We start from the raw sequence: 17850 nt of genomic DNA, 5'->3' as shown, positions 1-17850 counted from the left end.
GGATTGCAAATCATTTAGCTAATTATTTCTTTTTATCTTTCAAAACTAACTTTCCATTAAGCCAATTACCCAAATCACTTGCGTCAGCTGTTGGCAGATCGTTTTTTCTTTTTAGTTTAAGCTATTGAACCAACTTTTAAATTCTTCAAGTGCATTTCTTTCAATCAATCTCTCAATTGTCATCTTTTCAACTGCTTGAGTATTTAATAGTTTTTTTACTTTTGATTCCCTTTTCTTTTGTTGTATTTCCTCTAGATTTTCCCAAACTTTTTCTGGTGTAGTTTCATATAATGTTCTTGCAACAACATTTGGAACATCCATTAAATCTGTAATTTGTGGTAAATTAATTATTGTTCCATTACTTGCATAAGCTTCTTCAATAGCTTCTTTGGTTAAATAGCTTTCAAGCTCTAATTTGGTAGTATTAAATGCTGTCTTATTTGGCTCTAAGTTTATTTTTTCAACATAATTTTTATAGTCCGGAATATCATTATCATAAATATGAACTTCGGCTTTGTTCAAGCCATCTAAATATTTATTATCAACATAAAACTTTAAACACGAACCGCCAGAAATTATTATACCGACATCGTTTCTTTCTTCTAAATTTTTAATTTGGTTATCGTGAATATTTAATATTTTGCTATATCTAATCAAAGCATTAATATCGTGATTCCCTTCTACAAACAAAAGCTTATTTATTTTATCACTTGGATTAGGTAAAACTCCTAAAGCCTCAATAATTTTGTCGATTGTGTTTTCATTCACTTGTTCAGTTTCGAAGTCTATTCCGTATTCGATTATGTTATCATTATTTTCGTCTTTTGAAATGTAAATTAATGATTCCATTGGAATTTCTTTAACTAAATTTGAGCTATGTGTAGTAAAAAGAACTTGCACATTATTTCGTTCACTTAATTCACAAAGTGATTTGATTAATATTTTTTGATGATTTGGATGTTGTGCTGTTTCAGGCTCCTCAATTCCATAAATTATAGATGGTGAGTTTTTATCAATTTTCTTTTTTTCGGCTTGCGCTTGAAAAAAGCTTAATAAAACTAATCTTTTAACACCACTTCCACGTTTATTTAATGGTATATTTTGTTCGTTTAATAGAGTTAAATCAAAAATTTTATCCCAACTTGGTAGTTTATTAAAATCTGACTTCATAGTTTCCGCTAAACTTAAATCGATTTCTTTTAATTTTTCAATTGTTCTATCTGCAACTTCTGTTGATTTTTCTTTAATCTGAATTTCAATTTGTTCTAATAAAGCTTTTATTTCAGGAATTGCTAAAGTTTCCTTTATTGCTTGCTTCATTGGATCTTGAACATCTTTATCTTTATCGTCAATAGATTTATCTACTTTGAATAATGAAAATATTGGCAAATAGCCATTTAATTTTGGCCATAAGGTTTTTAAATTATTTTCGGTATCTAAACTACCATCAACTTTTATTTCCATCAAAGTTTTATCACTATCAATAACTTCTCTTATAGCTTTTCTTAATAATGTATTTTTAGTTTTATTTATGCCTTCTAAATTTGCATTAACTTCAATTGCTAATGCTTTAAGAGGGGAATTTTTTAAGCACAAAATGTTTTTCAACCTATCATCAATATGATGATTTGCAATTATATAAGTTGATTTTGATGTAGTATTTCCAATTTTAAAGCACTTTTTTATTTCTAATTTGTTATTTGTATTTAACAAAGACTCTTCTTCAAGAGAAGTTTCTACTGTTGCATCTAAAATCAATATTTCTGGTAAGTCATCAAAAACACAGGTTATCTCAATCGTGTCAGTATTTGAATCTACGGATAAATCATTTTTATCAATTTCGTCATTAAAAAAACAACTCAAAGATTCTAAAATTGTTGATTTTCCAATATCATTCTTCCCAATTATACACGCTAAATCATTCATTTTGAATGATGTTTCTGTTCTGTAATTTCTGAAATTCTTTAACTTTATTTCTGATAATTTCATTTTTTCGCTTTTTTTTGGTAAAATGTATTATATAGTATCTACAAAGTGGCTACAATCCGCCTAAATTAGGTTTGCTTTATTCGATAAAATGGCTATTTACTGCACTGTACCAAACATACAAAACCATTTCTGTAATTCTTTACGGTTTCCCACATTATCAGTAAAAAAAAAAAGACTCCTCATCAGCATCTTCTATCCATTCCCCCTACTCTTCCAACTATCATTTTTATGATAATCCTTCCTGAATTTATCCATCTTCATTCGCAGATAATGTCCTATAGGTAATACCACAACAAGCCCTATTATTTCATACCATTCCATACCTCAAATATAAAAGGTATAAGATTTCCTTTTTTATGTTGAAGTCAATTACTCCTTTTTTGACAACTAATAATCCCGAATTGACAAGTGCTCCATTTAGTTATAAAACAGAAAAAGATGCTTCTCAGCATCTACATTTCAATATTCTTCACCAATCTTGTTTGCCGTTAATTACTTAAAGACGGTTTCAAAGTTATCATTTAACTCGCCATATGTTTCTTCTATTAATTTAAAAAACTCTGACAATTTCATCCCTTTATAGAAACATATAGTAGTAAGTGTAGATACCGGTATCTTATAGCCGTCTACTTCTTTTATTTTTCTAACAATTCCTTCATGTATACCATGAGATTTTCCAAAAGACCTATTAGATACATCATCACTCATCCACTTCTCGCATATAAAATTACAAACATACCTGTCTATAAGAAAAACCTTTACAGGCTTCTTATCTTTAGATTTGTTACTTTGTGAGTTATCATTAGTCATTAGAGCAAAAGAATATAATATCTATGATTATTTTGCACACGATAGTGTGCAATTCGGATATTTGTTTTATATTTGTTTTTGAATTTATATATTTGCGTTTCTTCATTTAAAATATTTGAAGCATTCGCTTAGAATCTCGTATCAGAAAACTGGTAATTTATAGGAACGAGAAGATAAGTAAGATGCTCACGTCCCATGGCGTGGGCTCACTTATTGTTCCCCGGTATACCAGTACCTCTGATACGATAAGCTGAGTTCCATGCCATTTTTTATGCCAATTATTTAGGCAAAACTCAACTTCTATTCTTAGCACTGCCTCTTCTTATTAGTCTCGCAATACCAATAATTATTGAATTAGTTGGGAAAGGCACTACCTGCGTTTGGCTGCAACAAACAACGGTAGTACGCTTTTCTTAAATAACCTTTAAAACCAATTGCCTATGCTATAAAAAACACAATCTCATGTCGGAAATAGTCACTTTTCGACACCCAGATTTAAACTTTAAATCAAAAAAAAAAGGCCCTCTAACTCTTCTTGGCGGACGAATAGAGGACCATCGCTAACAAAACTAACGTTTCAATTAACTAACCCAATATTATGAAAAAAAATTCATTTTACAAGGGTGGATCGGCATTTTGGTACCTGATTATTATCGGGTTCTCATTATCCTATACCCCTGCTCTAGCAAACAAGCTACTGAGGCAAAATCACTCCTTACCGCAACAAATACAAATAAACGGTACCATTACGGATGGCATCAACCCCTTAACTGGTGTTACTATTTCCATAAAAGGAAAAGCAAAATCAACCGTTATTTCTGACTTTGATGGAAAATACACCATAGAAGCGACCCCAATTGATACGCTAGTGGTCACTTTCATAGGATTCAAAACGGCAACAATTTTCATAAACGGTCGTAAAACGATCAACATACAATTACTGGAGGACATCACCTCCTTACAAGAAGTCCGTGTCAACGCAGGCTACTACTCCGTTAAAGAAAGTGAACGCACAGGAAGTATTGCGAAAATCACTGCAAAGGATATAGAAAAACAACCCATAAATAATCCGTTAGCAGCAATGCAAGGAAGAATGTCTGGTGTGAATATTACACAAGCCACTGGAACACCAGGTGGTGGTTTTGATATACAGATCAGAGGGATAAACAGCATTCGCACTGATGGTAATGCGCCACTATATATTGTGGATGGAGTACCTTACAGTTCGCAATCATTAGGCTCGGTAATGACATCGGGCAATATTTTGGCAGGATCAGCAAGTCCTCTCAACAATATAAACCCATCAGATATTGAGAGTATGGAAGTACTAAAAGATGCTGATGCTACTGCAATATACGGTTCAAGAGGATCCAACGGCGTTGTGCTCATAACGACCAAAAAAGGAAAACAAGGAAAAACCAAATTCGATATGAATACGTATTCCAGTTTTGGAAAACTAACTCGTACCATGGATTTACTAAATACAGCACAATATTTATCCATGCGTAAGGAAGCTTTTGCTAATGACGGAATTACAGACTATCCCGGGTACGCCTATGATGTAAATGGTACTTGGGATCAAAACCGCTACACCAATTGGCAAAAAGAATTACTGGGAGGTACTGCAAATACGAACAATATTCAAACTACGGTCTCTGGTGGAAATGCCGAAACTCAATTTTTGTTAAGTGGCACCTACCGTAACGAAACAACCGTTTTCCCTGGGGATGCAAAATATGAAAAATTGGCGTTTCACAACAGTCTAACGCATCGCTCTATTGACAATCGTTTTAAAATGAGCTTTACAGCAGACTATGCTACTGATAAGAATACACTACCCGCAAACGACTTGATGTACCAAGCTACAATTTTGGCGCCAAATGCCCCAGCTCTATACGATGCCCAAGGAAACTTAAATTGGAAAAATGGCACTTGGAACAATCCGTTAAGCTATTTGGAAGGCAAATATGCAGCCAACACAACCAACCTAATTGCTAATACTGTTCTTTCGTACAACATACTGGAAAACTTGGAAATAAAAACAAATCTAGGGTACACAGACTATCACATCTCCGAAAATCGGACATTTCCTTCTACCATGTACAATCCAGCGTATGGACTGGGCAGTGAAGTTTCCACACTTATTATAAACAATGCCAAACGTAGCTCTTGGATTATTGAACCTCAGATCAATTGGAAGAAAACAGTAGGCAATTCAGAATTAATGCTATTGGCAGGCACAACTTTCCAGAAGCAAACCGGGCAACAATTGGCGCAAATCGGATCAGGTTTTGCAAGTAACAGTTTACTGCACAATATAGCTGCAGCTTCCTATTTGACCATTACTGACGATCAGTTGACCATTTACAAATACCAAGCGTTCTTTGGTAGAATTAATTACAATTGGAAAAGTAAATACATCATTAACTTAACAGGAAGAAGAGATGGTTCCAGTCGTTTTGGCCCTGGCAATCGCTTTGCTAATTTCGGAGCTATAGGTGCAGCCTGGATATTCTCAAAGGAGGCGTTCATAAATAATAATAGTTTCTTAAGTTTCGGAAAATTACGCATCAGTTATGGTACCAGTGGAAATGACCAGATTGGTGATTACCAATTCTTAGACACTTATGAGATTACTGGCAACAATTACAATGGTACTATTGGGATAAAACCTACTCGTCTTTTCAATCCTTCCTTTGGTTGGGAAACCAATAAAAAAAAGGAAGCCGCAATCGACCTTGGTTTTCTCAACGATCGTATTTTCTTAACTACAGCCTATTTTTGCAACCGTTCTTCTAATCAACTTGTGGGTGTGCCACAACCAGGAACTACAGGTTTTTCTTCTTTACAAGCTAATTTAAATGCAACAGTTCAAAATACAGGTTTAGAACTGGAATTGCGAACGGTTAATTTTAGAAAGACAGCGTTCAATTGGACGACTACATTAAACCTGACCCTACCTAAAAACAAACTCTTGGAATTCCCTGATTTAGAGGGGTCTACTTACGCCAATTCGCTGGTAATAGGTAAATCATTGAGTATCCAAAAAACATACCACTACACAGGAATTGATCCAGTTACAGGTGTTTATCAATTTGAGGACTACAATGGTGACGGAAAAATTACGGGACCAGAAGACCGCCAATGGATTGAAGATACAGCACCTCAATTATTTGGAGGATTTGGCAACCAACTCAGCTATAAAAATTGGGTACTGGATTTTCTATTTCAGGGCGTAAAACAAAAAGGGCGTAATTACTTATACACGGCTTCTTGGATAGGAGATTTCTCCAATCAGCCACAAGCGGTTTTGAATCACTGGCCACAAAATGGTACCGATGCCGAAATTCAGCAATATACAACAGGAGCTAATGCAGCAGCATTGGATGCCTATTTTTTATACAGCAACAGTAACGCAACCATAAGTGATGCTTCCTACATCCGATTGAAAAGCATCAGTATTTCATATACGATTCCAAAAGAAGTTACAAAAGGGGGGACAGCAAAAATCTATTTACAAGGACAAAACCTCCTCACATGGACCAAGTACAAAGGTGCCGATCCTGAAAATCAATCCGCTTTCTACTCCCCTCCTTTACGTCAATTTACTTTTGGACTAAACCTTAGCTTTTAAAAATCAATAAATATTGCGATATGAAATACTATAAATTAATACAGTCAATGCTAATAATAGCATTAATAGTACTCCTTTGCTTGTGGCTGAATGGCTGCGAAAGTTTTACGGAGGTAGATTTGCCACAATCACAGCTTACTGGTACTGCAGTGTTCGAAGATGTTACAACAGCAAATGCAGCACTTTCAAATTGCTATTCACAACTAAGAGAAAACGGCATACTTTCTGGAAACCAAGATGGCCTTTCGAATGGACTGGGAAACTATTCGGATGAATTAACCTATTATGGAAGTCCCAGTGCGCCTTTAGAAGACTTTTACAATCATACCGTACTCTCCTCAAATCCTATGGTTAGTTCTTTATGGAATAGCAGTTACAGTCAAATTTATGCAATAAACGCACTTTTAGAAGGTCTTGAAAAATCAACCACAATTCCCACAGAGGAGCGTAATATCTTAAAAGGAGAAGGCTTGTTTCTTAGAGCATTTATTCACTTTTATTTATTAAATCTATTTGGAGATATTCCTTACATCGATACAACGGATTATAAAAAGAACAGCACCGTTTCGAGAATGTCCGAAGACGAAGTATATGATAAAATTACAACCGACTTAATGCTATCTAAAAGCATATTAAACGACAGTTATGGTACTGCAGAACGTATTCGGCCAAATAAAGGCACAGCTACAGCAGTACTAGCACGAGTGTACCTTTACAGAGGAGCGTGGCAACTAGCCGAAGAGGAAGCGTCCCAAGTAATTAATACGAATACATACCAGTTGGAAGCGGATCTAGATAAGGTATTTCTAAAGGAAAATCCCTCAACAATTTGGCAATTGCACCCAGGTATTTCGGGGCTGAACACGCATGATGCGCATACTTTTATTTTTAGCAGCGGCCCTCCTCCAATTACTGTTATAAGTACCCATTTACTAAACGCATTCGAAACTGGAGATCAAAGAAAGCAACATTGGTTGGGGAATGTGACGGACGGTACACAAACATGGTACTACTCATACAAATACAAACAAATCGCCAATACAGGAAGCTCTCAGGAATTTGCAATTATATTGCGATTAGAAGAACAATACCTCATCCGTGCAGAAGCTAGGGCTCATCAAAATAATTGGATTGGTGCTTTAGCTGATTTAAACCTAATTCGAAACCGAGCAGGATTAGCAGATACGGCGGCCAACACTCCCCAAAACGTGTTGCTGGCTATTCAACAAGAACGCAGGGTCGAATTATTTACTGAATTAGGGCAACGCTGGTTTGACTTAAAAAGAACAGAACAAGCAGATGGGATTTTAAGTCCTTTAAAGCCCGGATGGAAAAGTACCGATAAATGGTTACCCATTCCTCAAACAGAATTACTACTGAACAAAAACCTACATCAAAATCCAGGATATTAAAATGAATAAGAGGATGAATTTAAAAGGGAATACGAACTGGATTTTTCTCCTTTTGATACTTGGGATTGGCTCTTCTTGGAGCCAATCCTTTTCAAAAAGGCAACTTAAACCCGCAGACTATCCATTATGGAGTACCCTCTCAGATGAAAAAATTTCAGAAGATGGAAATTGGATAAGCTACAAACTGAATTATCATTCAGCACAGGACACATTATTTGTACAAAACACACAAACTGCGAAGAAAAAGTATTTTCCAACAGCAGAAAATGGACTTTTTAGTCCAGACAGTAAATGGTGGATTGCGCAAGATTCAAAGAAAGGAATGGCATTACTAAACTTAAAATCGGGTGTACTGCAATGGATTCAAAACATTTCCAAATATGAGTTTGTAGCTGGAGGAAAATATGTAGTTCTAACGAAACAGGAATCACAGAAGGAAGAGTCTCTCCACATACTCCATTTACAAACGGGTAAAGAACAGACGATCAATGGAGTTTCAGAATATCGTTTTAATGGGGATGGTACTCTTTTAGCCTACGTAACACCAAAAGAAAATACAGTGAAGCTGATTCGAATGAATTCCAATTTTAATAGTGCGACATTAGTTCAAGAAAAAGAAGGGGATTTTAAATACCTTACGTGGAATAGTAAAGGCGATGTACTCTCCTTTTTACAGGAATCTAATATCGTGACCGCTAAACTAAAAAACCACAAGCTATACTACATAACCCAATTAGAACAAAAACCTAAAATAGTAGTTTTAGACCCATTATTGTCGACAGATTTCTTTAAAGACAAACATATTGTAATTCCCTTTGCTCGCGTGCCGCTTGAAATTTCAGAAGATGGCAAACGAATCTTCTTTTACCTAGCTGCTGCAGTTCCTCAAAAGGAAGAAAACGAAATAGTGCAAATATGGAGTAGTGTTGTAACAGGCGTACATCATGGTCAACAGCTAGACCCTTCCCATATTCCTAAATTGGCAGTATGGTGGCCAGAGGAAAATAAAATAGTCCAAATAGGAACAGATGATTTGCCAAACGTATTGTTAACTGGGAATCAAAACTATGCATTGACATTTAATAATCAAGCATATGAACCTCAATATGAATTTGAGGCAATACCCGACTTCTACCTGACCGATTTAAATACAGGAAAAAGCAGTTTAGTAGTAAAGAAACAGCTCCATTCCATTGGAAATATAGGAGCACCACCACAGGGCAGGTATATCAATTACTTTAAAGATAAAAAATGGTGGATATACGATCCTATATTGAAAAAACAGACCAATGTTACAACACTAATTCCCTCAGCCGTTTATAACTTGGAATTCGATCAGCCAGGAGCAACGCCACCTTATGGTAGTCCGGGTTGGACACAGGACGGTAAGCTTATTGTGTACGACCAGTATGATATTTGGACAGTAACTCCAGATGGGGAAAACGCCAAAAGACTAACCCAAGGTCGGGAGCAAAAAATTCGTTTCAGAATCTACCAAAATGAAAATGACATCATAAATACCTCATCTAATTTACCAACCCGTACTTTTAACTTTACTAAAGGAACGATACTTGAAGCCTTGGGCGATAATAAAGCCTCAGGATATTATTACTTGGAAAGCAATGGTCAGTGCAATGTGATGGTATATAAAAAGGCAAGAATCAGCATGCTGAAAAAGGCAAAGCAAAGTGAAAAATATCTGTATAAAGAAGAGTCGTTTGAGAGTTCACCAAAATTACAGCTTTGGAGCAAAATCATGAAAAAAGAGCAGCTGGTATTGAAAACAAATCCGCAGCAGGATAAATTCTCCTGGGGACATGCTGAACTGATTTCTTATACAAACCAAAAAGGACAACCCTTGAAAGGAGTACTATTTTATCCTGCAGGTTTTCAATCTAGTAAAAAATATCCTATGATTGTTCACCTATACGAAAGACAATCGGGAATGATGCATCACTATATTAATCCTACACAATACAATTCGGATGGGTTTAATCCAACTAATTATACATTCGATGACTATTTAGTATTCTATCCAGACATTGCCTATGAAGTAGGAACACCAGGACAATCTGCCGTTTCATGCGTACAAGAAGCTATTGATACTGTTCTAGCGAAGGGCATCGTAGAATCCAATCACATTGGTTTGATAGGCGGTTCCTTTGGAGGATATGAGACTGCTTATATTATTTCACAAACTAATAGGTTTGCAACAGCAGTCGTGGGTGCCGCCTGTACAGATCTAGTCAGTAATTATTTAAGTATGGAATCCAGTGGCGAGCGCTCCCATATGTGGCGCTATGAATCCGCACAATTGCGAATGGGTGCCTCTTTGTTTGACAATTACAAAGGATATATTGAAAACTCACCTATAGCACACGCTTCCTCCATAAATACACCAGTGTTGATTTGGACGGGCCAGCAAGACCCTAACGTGAATTGGACGCAAAGCATCGAACTACATTTAGCGTTACAAAGACTGCAAAAACCACATACGTTTCTGGTATATCCCGGCCAAGGCCATGCCATTGGTAAACCCGAATCACAAATAGACCTCGATACAAGAGTAAAAGAATGGTTCGATTTGTATCTTAAAGGAATCCCTTTTTCCACAAAAAGAATCTAAACAACGGATTGCTACTTACTAAATTCCTCTTTTATTATGAAAAACTCCAAATTTTCGATTCCCTTTAGGGACGGGGCAAAACGAAAATAATCAATGCACTTTGTCAAAACTAAAAAGGGAGTTTAAAAAGATAAAGCGCAATATTTTCAACTCCCTTTAGGGACAGGGTAAAACGAAAATGATACGTACACTTGTTCACTCCCTACTATTGAATGGTCTGTGAGAGGGTAAAAAACAATGCCGAACCTGAAATTTTCAAGTTCGGCATTGCCATTTCCCCTAATTAATATAGGGTTGTTGAAGTCCTACTGAATCTTTTTGTAAAGAGCCTGAGGACAAGCTGTACCTGCTGCATTTAGTTTGTACAACTGTTGAGCACCATTAGTACACATTTGTGGATTAAAATTATCCGAACAAACAACACTTGTTTCGGCACAAGTGGAAGGAATTCGTCCGTTAACATCAGCGTAAGTGCTGACATTGGTTCTGGAAATGTTGGCTGCAAAAGCCCCTGCTACTGCTAAAACAATAGCTGCAAAAGGCAACGCCTTTTGTACAATACGTGTTTTCATAATATTTAAATTAAAAGTTTTTGATCTACTCTTTTTTACAGGTTTTCGATCGATTTCCTGACACCGCGCAGTATGTTTTTATAGGCCTATTGTATTTCCCATTTTTGATTTAAAATTTGCCGGATGAAACCCTTTATTATACAAACGATACGTAACAATTTTATGACCGATTAATGCAACTACTAAATTATCCACAACCTGAAAATGTTCCATCTTATGTTGCTCTTCATTATTAATATAAAAGCTGAAATCATAACGTTTATGCCTAAAATCATAAACATCAATAATAGAAGCAGTTCGCCACATTTCTTCCGGCTCATACAATCCCATTAAACCAGCATTCACAAAAAGGTAATTCCCATAAGTTGAAGTGCCTTTGTTAACTAATAACGGAGGGGCTGAAAGTTTGCTTTGATTTCTAGAATGAATGTAAGCTACTTTAATACGAGCACGACTAGTCGTATCAATTGTATGTCCTATATAATTCAGCTTTAAATTAGTATCTATGACAAGATATTGATTGCGATAATAGTAGGTATAAATAACTTTCTGAAGTTGTTCGTTATACAAAAGCATCCCGTCTGTATCGAAAAGTCCATCAATTTGTTTTTGCAATAAATGAGGAGCTAATCTTACTTGAATGGTATCACTAATCCTTAAAAGTCCTAAAATAGAATTATGCATTGTACTGCTTACAGCTCGAAAAACAAAAGTTTTCGAATTAATGGGCTCAGATAAAGAAAAATAAGCTTTGCCTTTCATTAATTGTGATGCTTTCCAATCTTTGATACTTCCACTCAAAATAGTTGGGACTGTTCCATCAAAAACATAGAAATAAGGAGGTTTAACCTTTAGAGCAATTCTTCGAAAAGCAATATTTTCATTTTTAAGCTGTATCACGAATCGCTCTTGATGTTGCAAGCTTGTATCTAAAACAAGTATATTTAACGGGGCAGTAATATTACCTAAATATATTTTCCCATCAGCTATTCCCGCTATATAATAAGAATTAAAATGAATATCCTTTTCATGTGTTTTTAATATTGGGTGGTGAGGAAAACGACGAATAAAATTGTTGCGATGATGAATAATATCTTCTGATACTATAAAAAGTAAAATCACAACGGAAATGCTGCAAACAAATACGATTGGAAGAGCTATAAAAATAGGTTTCCATTTTTTGACTTGTGCCGTTATTTCATTTTGCCCTAGTATTAGAATCCCAACTAAAGCTAACAAAACAAAAACAATATTAAAAATAAGATGTTGAGTCCAATTCATCTTTTCAAGAATACCCCCACAGGAACAGGGAACAAAAGAACTGAAATTTAAAATAATGATGATATAAGTAGTAAATAGAATCATCAAACTAAAAGCGGAAAAGAATCCAATAAGTCGATATTTTGGAAAAATCAGAAGTAAGGAAATAAGCAATTCAATAATTGGGACAGCCCATGAAACCCAACTCGCAAAAGCACTTAGTAAGGGTGATTGCCCTAGCTGAACCTGAAAATTCTCAAAATCAAGTAGTTTACTAACTGCTGCGTAAACAAACAATACAGCATACAGCAAGCTAACACCTTTGACAATAATACTTTCTGTGGAGGAAGATAATTTCATATCGCTAAACTTTAAATTTAATCCGATATAAAATTCCAAAAAACAAATAAATAAAGTGAAGCAAATCGGGAGTATAACTTGTCAAAAAAGGAGTTTTTCTACATTATACTTTTTTCCTCTTTATTCTTTTCTCTATTTTCTTTATTCTTTCCTCTTTCCTCCTGCTGTCAAAATTTTCTTTTAATATCCATCGGAGTATACCCAAAATGCTTTTTAAAACCTTTCGAAAAATTAGGATAAGTGTTAAAGCCTGTCATAGTAGCAATACTTTTTAAAGGAATTTTGGTCTGCTGAATTAAAAGATGCGCTTTTTTCAACCGCTCAATGATATAAAATTGGTAGATGCTCGTCCGAAAGAGTTGCTTAAATCCGTATTTTAATTTATTTTCATTCGTACCAAAAATATAAGAGAGTTCCTTAACAGAAGGTAACGGACTATCCAAATGTTCTAAAATATAATCATAAACATTTTGAATTATTAATATATCCGAAGGTCTACTTAAGAAAATCGGTAGATCTTTACTTTCTGGAGTAATCATAGCAGATTTCGAAATAGTTTCTTCTACTACGGTAGTTACGAAACTAATTAAAATTTTTGAGCAGTTCATTAGCCTTGAAATAGTACAATACACAGGAACTAATAATTTATTTTGCGCAATATAAATTAATTGCACTGTAGCATGATAGTCAGGGTCTAACAATATTTCTTCTTCTAAACGATTCCAAAAACACAATGAATCTTCGGATAACAAATTCTTAAATAACGTATCATATAACAAATCAGGAGTTAAGTTTAATAAAACAGAGGCTTCGGAATTATAACTTTTAATGACAAAACACTCATCTAAGATAAAAGTACTTTGAACTAGATTCCTGTAGGAATGATGAGGATTTATAAAACCCGCGTGAAAAACAGACTCCTTCATTTCCTCGGCAACCATATTCATAAGCACAACTAATCCTTCTAGTTCATCATCCTCTTCTGTTCTTTGAATTCGATTACTAAAATTACCTCCTGCCATTTCAAGAAGCATTTGAGACATACTGCGCATACGCTGCAGATTAATTTCTTGATTCATAATGTGTAAATATTAGTCATAAATAAATATCCGCCCACTAGACATACTTTTCCAAAAAAACTAAAGCAGCTGCTTCATCAGTAAAAATCTTAGTCGGAACACTTGGCTTACATATTTTGAGATAAAATGAGATCATACTTAAGGAAACACTTTGGTGCCCTACCAGACTTACTGCCTTGGTAAGAATAGAACCCGATTGCGCCAAATAGTCCCTTGCAGCTTTGTCAGAATCTACAATCCCTCTAATATCACAAAAAATAGGATAAGCCATTTCATTTTGTAACTGAATTCGATCACCAACGATGCGTTGGGCTGCTGTTAAATTAATGACAACATTAGGCTTGTATTTAAAGAAAAGAATCTCGTTATGAATCCAAAATTGAGCAAATTCATTATCCTGAAAAGTATGCATCATTTTTTAAAAAAATTAAATAAAACGCCACAATTTAGCAAAAAAAATATTAAAAATAATACAATTTAAATTAAACACACACAATTTGATACAAATAATCACAAATGTTATCAAATCGGGAGTATCTGTTGTCATAAAAGGATTTTTTTATAATTCATTGAATCTCATTAGCTTTTTATTCAGAGTTTTACGCCACAAATATCAAACTTGTAAGAGATATTCAGGTGGTTATATTTTTAAACAACTAAAACCAAAATAATATGGCAAAAATCAAACACAACAGCTTCATTGACACCGTCGATGAGGTGATCGCTGGAGCAAAAAAAGAAGGCGTACTTCACCTTTATGCTGAAGATCAAATTTTGAATGGACGTACCCTACAGATAAAAGGGCAAAAAATGTTTCATTTTGGCACGACAGGGTATTTGGGGCTAGAACAAGACATCCGGCTCAAAGACGCAGCAATAGCAGCTATTCAAAATTATGGTACACAATTCCCCCTATCCAAAACTTACATTTCCAATCCATTATACAATGAGCTGGAATCAAAAATTGAAACGATGTATGGAATCCCACCTATAATAACTAAAAACAGTACACTAGGTCATTTGGCAGTAATTCCAACAGTGGTAAGAGATGAAGACGGAGTAATTTTAGACCACCAGGTACATTGGAGTGTTCAAAATGCCTGTCAACTATTAAAAATAAGAGGCATCCCGGTAGAAATGATTAGACATAATAATTTGAATATGCTTGAAGATAAAATTAAATACCTCGCTACACGATGCAATAAAATATGGTATATGGCTGATGGGGTATATTCCATGTTTGGCGATTTCGCTCCAATACCTAATTTGATGGAACTGTGTAAAAAATACCCGCAGCTACACCTGTACTTTGATGATGTACATGGCATGAGCTGGAGAGGAAAAAATGGCACTGGGTACGTATTGGATGTTTTAAAAAATTTACCAGACAATGTTTTACTGTTCGGTACTTTGAGCAAAACATTTGGTGCCAGTGGAGCGACTTTACTTTGCACAGATAATCGACTGCGTGAAAAAATTAAAAACTTTGGTGGACCACTTACTTTTTCTGCACAACTGGAACCCGCTTCTGTAGCAGCCGCAATTGCTTCGGCTGACATTCATCTTTCGACCGAAATCACGAGCTTACAGTGCGATTTATCAGAAAAGATAGAATATTTCAAATCATTATTGGAAAAAACCACCCTTCCAATGATTGATCTGAATAACTCACCAGTATTTTTCTTAGGTACCGCTATGCCGTTGACCGCTTATAAAATGGTACAAAGACTCTTTAATGAAGGTTTTTATGTAAATCCCGCAATATACCCCGCAGTACCAATCAAAAACACGGGTATTCGTATTACCCTTTCCCGCCACAATCAAAAAGAAGAAATAAAAGCACTAGTAGAAGCAATGGAATTCCATTTTCCTAAAGCCTTGGAAGAATCAGGTAATAGCCTTCACAAAGTAAAAAAGGCATTTGGCATCCCTGAAACAATGCCTCAAATAGAAAATGAAGAGCCAAAATCTAACTTAATAGTACAGTACGAAACATCCATAAAAAAAATAGACAAGCAAAACTGGAATAACCTTTTAGGAAAACAAAGCACATTCGACTGGGAAGGATTATCTTTTTTGGAAAATGCTTTTTCAAATACAAAGTCCCCTGAAAATAATTGGGAATTTCATTATTATGTAATAAAAGACAAAAATGAAATTCCCATACTAGCAACTTTTTTTACTTATGGACTTTGGAAGGACGATATGCTGGCACCTGAATCGATTTCACTTCAACTAGAAGAAAAAAGAAAACAAAATCCATTATACCTGACTTCAAAAGTCTTGGGAATGGGTTCCTTATTCACAGAAGGCAATCACTGTTACATCAATAAAACACACCCCTTAGCAGAAGAAGCAATAGTACTTTTGCTGGAACAAGTGGAATTAGTATACCATAAATTAGATGCTGACATGCTCGTCTTAAGAGATTTCGAAGAAGACCAACAATTGAATCGTATTTTTCACAATCAAGGCTTCTTAAAAATAAGCATGCCGGAAACCTGCATTATACAAAATAGTAAATGGAATAGTACCGAAGAATTTTCGGCGACCCTTTCCTCCCGCTCCAGAAAGCATTTCTTTAAAGAGATAGTACCTTTTGAACAAGCTTTCGATATTGTAATAAAAGATCAATTATCAGATGAAGAATTAGAACAAGCATATTATCTGTATCAGAATGTAAAAAATAACAATCATGCTATAAATACATTTACCTATCCAATAGACGTATTTAAAAAAATGGAGAGTAATCGGCAATGGGAATTTATATTGTTATATCTCAAAAATAAAGAAAAAGAAGAAATCACAAACCCATTAATCGGAATTCTATTTTGTTATAAAAACACAGAACATACCTATGTTCCTGCTTTAATAGGAATGGACTATTCCTATGCAAAAGAATTCCAACTCTACCGACAACTACTTTTTCAGGCAATCAAACGAGCTCGGTACTTAAACTTAAGTAAAATCGATTTTGGGGTATCCGCCACTTTCGAGAAAAGAAAACTGGGAGCCACGATAATTCCAAAAGTAGCCTATATTCAAGCCCGAGATAATTTTTCCATGGAATTAATGGGTACAATTCAAAACGAAGATAAAACACATTCAAAAACTAAATAAAATTTGAGTTTTTCAACTTATTGCAAAACAACTAAAAAACAAAAATCAATCCAATTTTCCCCTCCTCTTTTTCTCACTCCCCTCCTTCGGAGGGGCTGGGGAAAGGATAAACCAAAAACCTATGCTAAAAATTACTGTAGAAGAGTTTGATGAAAAACTTAAATTGATAATTAATTCTGACGAAAATCATCTTAAAAAAGCAACTGATGGTATTCATTTATGTAACAAAACACTAGCTGACATGAAAGAGAAAGTCGAGCAAAACGATTTTGAAACGACACCTGACGAGATTGATTTTTTTAAAAATATCAAACCCCTTCCAATGAGTTACCTTATCTATTTTACAGAACTGCGTTCTTGCGAACTCCGCAAACCTAAAGCAGGCACGTCCTATCAAATAGAATTTTTCGAAAAGGAAATGCGAAAAATCAATAAGTTCTTTTCTCGCAATCTGGACTTTGTTAATTATATGGAGCAAGGATACACCTATATTGATCATCAATTTTTCACAAGAAACCCAGGTAATAGTTTTCCTTTCACTCCAATGACGGATTATTACCAATACCCCGAATTTTCCTCTTCACATGACATGCTCTGGGCGAAAATAAAGGCAATGTACCGTTTCATTCATTACATCCGCGAAGCAATGCAAAAACTCAATGCTGGAAACTCAATGCTATTTGACGAAAAAAAACACAAAGTACTGCTTTGGACAGCACCCAAAACAGCACTAACAGAATTAATCTATGCTTTATACTCTAATGGGGCGTTGAACCATGGGGGAGCCGATATAAATACTATTGCGGCTTCTTTTGAAGATTTTTTCAATATTAAAATAGATAATATATATAAAACCTATTCAGAGATTAAGGACCGTAAAAGTAGCAAAACAAAATTCCTGGAAGAACTGATGATGAACCTGCAACAAAAAATCCACAAAGAAGACGAATTTTAAAAATCGGTATCCAATCGGTAGTACGAAAAATAC

At 35.0% G+C, this 17850-nt stretch carries 11 protein-coding genes; 5 read left to right on the top strand and 6 right to left on the bottom strand.

The annotated features are described in order from the left end of the window. Positions 1-111: 111 nt before the first annotated feature. Positions 112-1989: an ATP-binding protein gene (locus AB3G34_RS04560; protein WP_369753579.1), complete on the bottom strand. Its 1878-nt coding sequence runs from the start codon at positions 1987-1989 to the stop codon at positions 112-114. A 492-nt stretch (positions 1990-2481) separates the two neighbouring features. Next, positions 2482-2697 carry a transcriptional regulator gene (locus AB3G34_RS04555; RefSeq protein WP_175514015.1) on the bottom strand — a complete coding sequence of 72 codons (216 nt, stop codon included), beginning with the start codon at positions 2695-2697 and terminating at the stop codon, positions 2482-2484. 700 nt (positions 2698-3397) lie between these two features. Between AB3G34_RS04555 and AB3G34_RS04550 the strand changes: the two genes are divergently transcribed. The 3 genes from AB3G34_RS04550 to AB3G34_RS04540 are packed head-to-tail and all read left to right on the top strand — an operon-like array spanning position 3398 to position 10471. After that, entirely contained in the window at positions 3398-6433 is a 3036-nt protein-coding gene (locus AB3G34_RS04550) for a SusC/RagA family TonB-linked outer membrane protein (RefSeq protein WP_369753578.1), read from the top strand. A gap of 20 nt (positions 6434-6453) precedes the next feature. Further along, entirely contained in the window at positions 6454-7845 is a 1392-nt protein-coding gene (locus AB3G34_RS04545) for a RagB/SusD family nutrient uptake outer membrane protein (protein WP_367769157.1), read from the top strand. 1 nt (position 7846) lies between these two features. Continuing rightward, positions 7847-10471 (top strand): prolyl oligopeptidase family serine peptidase, encoded by a 2625-nt coding sequence (locus tag AB3G34_RS04540; RefSeq protein ID WP_367769154.1) that lies wholly within the window; start codon positions 7847-7849, stop codon positions 10469-10471. 305 nt (positions 10472-10776) lie between these two features. Here the strand turns inward: AB3G34_RS04540 and AB3G34_RS04535 are convergent, their stop codons facing one another. From AB3G34_RS04535 to AB3G34_RS04520, 4 genes are all read right to left on the bottom strand, one after another. Continuing rightward, positions 10777-11043, bottom strand: a complete 267-nt coding sequence (locus tag AB3G34_RS04535) for a DUF6520 family protein (protein WP_074722541.1) — start codon at positions 11041-11043, stop codon at positions 10777-10779. Positions 11044-11121: 78 nt separating this feature from the next. Beyond that, entirely contained in the window at positions 11122-12702 is a 1581-nt protein-coding gene (locus AB3G34_RS04530; RefSeq protein ID WP_369753577.1) for a MauE/DoxX family redox-associated membrane protein, read from the bottom strand. A 128-nt stretch (positions 12703-12830) separates the two neighbouring features. Then, positions 12831-13742, bottom strand: a complete 912-nt coding sequence (locus tag AB3G34_RS04525; protein ID WP_367769149.1) for a helix-turn-helix domain-containing protein — start codon at positions 13740-13742, stop codon at positions 12831-12833. A gap of 37 nt (positions 13743-13779) precedes the next feature. Further along, positions 13780-14157 carry a hypothetical protein gene (locus AB3G34_RS04520; protein WP_367769146.1) on the bottom strand — a complete coding sequence of 126 codons (378 nt, stop codon included), beginning with the start codon at positions 14155-14157 and terminating at the stop codon, positions 13780-13782. Between the two features lie 257 nt (positions 14158-14414). Here AB3G34_RS04520 and AB3G34_RS04515 point away from each other — a divergent pair, with 257 nt between their 5' ends. Continuing rightward, the gene (locus tag AB3G34_RS04515; protein ID WP_367769144.1) at positions 14415-16862 is read left to right on the top strand and encodes an aminotransferase class I/II-fold pyridoxal phosphate-dependent enzyme; all 2448 of its coding nucleotides are present in this window, start codon (positions 14415-14417) and stop codon (positions 16860-16862) included. Between the two features lie 121 nt (positions 16863-16983). After that, entirely contained in the window at positions 16984-17817 is an 834-nt protein-coding gene (locus AB3G34_RS04510) for an RteC domain-containing protein (protein WP_367769142.1), read from the top strand. Positions 17818-17850: the final 33 nt, after the last annotated feature.

Origin of the sequence: Flavobacterium sp. WC2409, assembly GCF_041200085.1 — a bacterium.
GTDB lineage: Bacteria > Bacteroidota > Bacteroidia > Flavobacteriales > Flavobacteriaceae > Flavobacterium.
The sequence above is the reverse complement of the archived record's forward strand: the minus strand, read 5'-3'. Positions and strand labels throughout refer to the sequence as shown.

What these genes read in the sequence shown, in the direction of transcription:
- AB3G34_RS04540 (WP_367769154.1), top strand. Translation starts at nt 7,847, where the DNA reads ATGAATAAGAGGATGAATTTAAAAGGGAATACGAACTGGATTTTTCTC.
- AB3G34_RS04520 (WP_367769146.1), bottom strand. Translation starts at nt 14,157, where the DNA reads ATGATGCATACTTTTCAGGATAATGAATTTGCTCAATTTTGGATTCAT.
- AB3G34_RS04545 (WP_367769157.1), top strand. Translation starts at nt 6,454, where the DNA reads ATGAAATACTATAAATTAATACAGTCAATGCTAATAATAGCATTAATA.
- AB3G34_RS04560 (WP_369753579.1), bottom strand. Translation starts at nt 1,989, where the DNA reads ATGAAATTATCAGAAATAAAGTTAAAGAATTTCAGAAATTACAGAACA.
- AB3G34_RS04510 (WP_367769142.1), top strand. Translation starts at nt 16,984, where the DNA reads ATGCTAAAAATTACTGTAGAAGAGTTTGATGAAAAACTTAAATTGATA.
- AB3G34_RS04550 (WP_369753578.1), top strand. Translation starts at nt 3,398, where the DNA reads ATGAAAAAAAATTCATTTTACAAGGGTGGATCGGCATTTTGGTACCTG.
- AB3G34_RS04525 (WP_367769149.1), bottom strand. Translation starts at nt 13,742, where the DNA reads ATGAATCAAGAAATTAATCTGCAGCGTATGCGCAGTATGTCTCAAATG.
- AB3G34_RS04515 (WP_367769144.1), top strand. Translation starts at nt 14,415, where the DNA reads ATGGCAAAAATCAAACACAACAGCTTCATTGACACCGTCGATGAGGTG.
- AB3G34_RS04535 (WP_074722541.1), bottom strand. Translation starts at nt 11,043, where the DNA reads ATGAAAACACGTATTGTACAAAAGGCGTTGCCTTTTGCAGCTATTGTT.
- AB3G34_RS04555 (WP_175514015.1), bottom strand. Translation starts at nt 2,697, where the DNA reads ATGAGTGATGATGTATCTAATAGGTCTTTTGGAAAATCTCATGGTATA.